Origin of the sequence: Serratia sp. OLAL2, from assembly GCF_002752475.1 — a bacterium.
GTDB lineage: Bacteria > Pseudomonadota > Gammaproteobacteria > Enterobacterales > Enterobacteriaceae > Serratia > Serratia bockelmannii.
Genome location: NZ_MSTL01000025.1, coordinates 1 through 2,049, shown reverse-complemented (window position 1 = coordinate 2,049; position 2,049 = coordinate 1). Strand labels below are relative to the sequence as shown.

Here is a 2,049-nt window from a genome sequence, read left to right as displayed (position 1 = left end):
ATAAAAAAAGCCGGTCATGATGACCGGCTTTTTTATCGGCTTGCGCCCGGCCGCTTACTTCAGCAGCGCCTGCGCCTTGGCCACCACGTTGTCCACGGTGAAGCCGAACTCGGCGAACAGCTGCTCCGCCGGCGCCGACTCACCGAAGGTGGTCATGCCCACGATGGCGCCGTTCAGGCCCACGTACTTGTACCAGTAGTCCGCGATACCCGCTTCCACCGCCACGCGCGCCGTCACCGCCGCCGGCAGCACCGACTCGCGGTACGCCGCATCCTGCTTGTCGAACGCGTCGGTCGACGGCATCGACACCACGCGCACTTTGCGGCCCGCTGCGGTCAGCGTGTCCGCCGCTTCCACCGTGATACCCACTTCGGAGCCGGTGGCAATCAGGATGACGTCCGGCGTGCCCGCGCAGTCTTTCAGCACGTAGCCGCCGCGGTACACGCTCGCCAGCTGCTCTGCGCTGCGCGGCTGCTGGGTCAGGTTCTGGCGCGAGAACACCAGCGTGGTCGGGCCGTCGTTGCGCTCGATACCGTACTGCCACGCCACCGCCGATTCCACCTGGTCACACGGGCGCCAGGTGCTCATGTTCGGGGTCACGCGCAGGCTCGCCAGCTGCTCCACCGGCTGGTGGGTCGGGCCGTCTTCGCCCAGACCGATGGAGTCGTGGGTGTAGACGAACACGTTGCGCAGCTTCATCAGTGCCGCCATGCGCACCGCGTTGCGGGCGTATTCCACGAACATCAGGAAGGTCGCCGAGTACGGCAGGAAGCCGCCGTGCAGCGCGATGCCGTTGGTGATGGCGGTCATGCCGAACTCGCGCACGCCGTAATGAATGTAGTTGCCCGCCGGGTCAACGTTCAGCGCTTTCGAGCCGGACCACATGGTCAGGTTGCTCGGCGCCAGGTCGGCAGAGCCGCCCAGGAACTCCGGCAGCACCTTGCCGAACGCTTCCAGCGCGTTCTGCGACGCCTTGCGGCTGGCGATGTTGGCCGGATTGGCCTGCAGTTTTTCCACGAACGCCTTGGCGTCGGCTTTCCAGTCCGCCGGCAGCTCGCCGTTCATGCGGCGCTTGAACTCGGCAGCCAGTTCCGGGAAGGCCTTGGCGTAGGCGGCGAACTTGTCGTTCCAGGCCGCTTCCTTGGCCTGACCGGCTTCTTTGGCGTCCCACTGGGCGTAGATGTCCTGCGGGATTTCAAAGGCGGCGTATTTCCAGCCCAGCGCTTCGCGGGTGGCGGCCACTTCGGCGGCGCCCAGCGCGGCACCGTGCACGTCATGGGTGCCGGCCTTGTTCGGCGAACCGAAGCCGATAACGGTCTTGCACATCAGCAGCGACGGCTTGTCGGTCACCTTGCGGGCTTCTTCAATCGCGGCCTTGATGGCGTCCGGGTTGTGGCCGTCAACGTTGCGCACCACGTGCCAGCCGTAGGCTTCGAAACGCAGGGCGGTGTCGTCGGTGAACCAGCCGTCGACGTGGCCGTCGATGGAGATGCCGTTGTCATCGTAGAAGGCGGTCAGCTTGCCGAGCTTGAGGGTGCCGGCCAGGGAGCAGACTTCGTGCGAGATACCTTCCATCATGCAGCCGTCGCCCATGAAGGCGTAGGTGTGGTGGTCGACGATGTCGTGGCCAGGGCGGTTGAACTGCGCCGCCAGGGTGCGTTCGGCGATGGCGAAGCCGACGGCGTTGGCGATACCCTGGCCCAGCGGGCCGGTGGTGGTCTCAACGCCTGGGGTGTAGCCGTACTCCGGGTGCCCCGGGGTTTTGGAATGCAGCTGACGGAAGTTCTCCAGCTCGCGCATCGGCAGGTCGTAGCCGGTGAGGTGCAGGAGGCTGTAAATCAACATGGAGCCGTGGCCGTTGGAGAGCACGAAACGGTCGCGGTCAGCCCAGTGCGGGTTAGTCGGGTTGTGGTTGAGGTAGTCACGCCACAGGACTTCGGCGATGTCCGCCATGCCCATAGGGGCCCCCGGGTGGCCGGAATTTGCTTTTTGTACGGCGTCCATGCTGAGTGCGCGGATGGCGTTGGCAAGCTCTTTACGAGAGGACAT

1 protein-coding gene is annotated in these 2,049 nt (G+C 65.3%); it reads right to left on the bottom strand.

What is annotated here, in order from left to right:
- Positions 1 to 54: 54 nt before the first annotated feature.
- On the bottom strand, positions 55 to 2,049 hold a 1,995-nt coding region (gene tkt / locus BVU99_RS24815), incomplete at its 5' end, for a transketolase (RefSeq protein ID WP_099817768.1).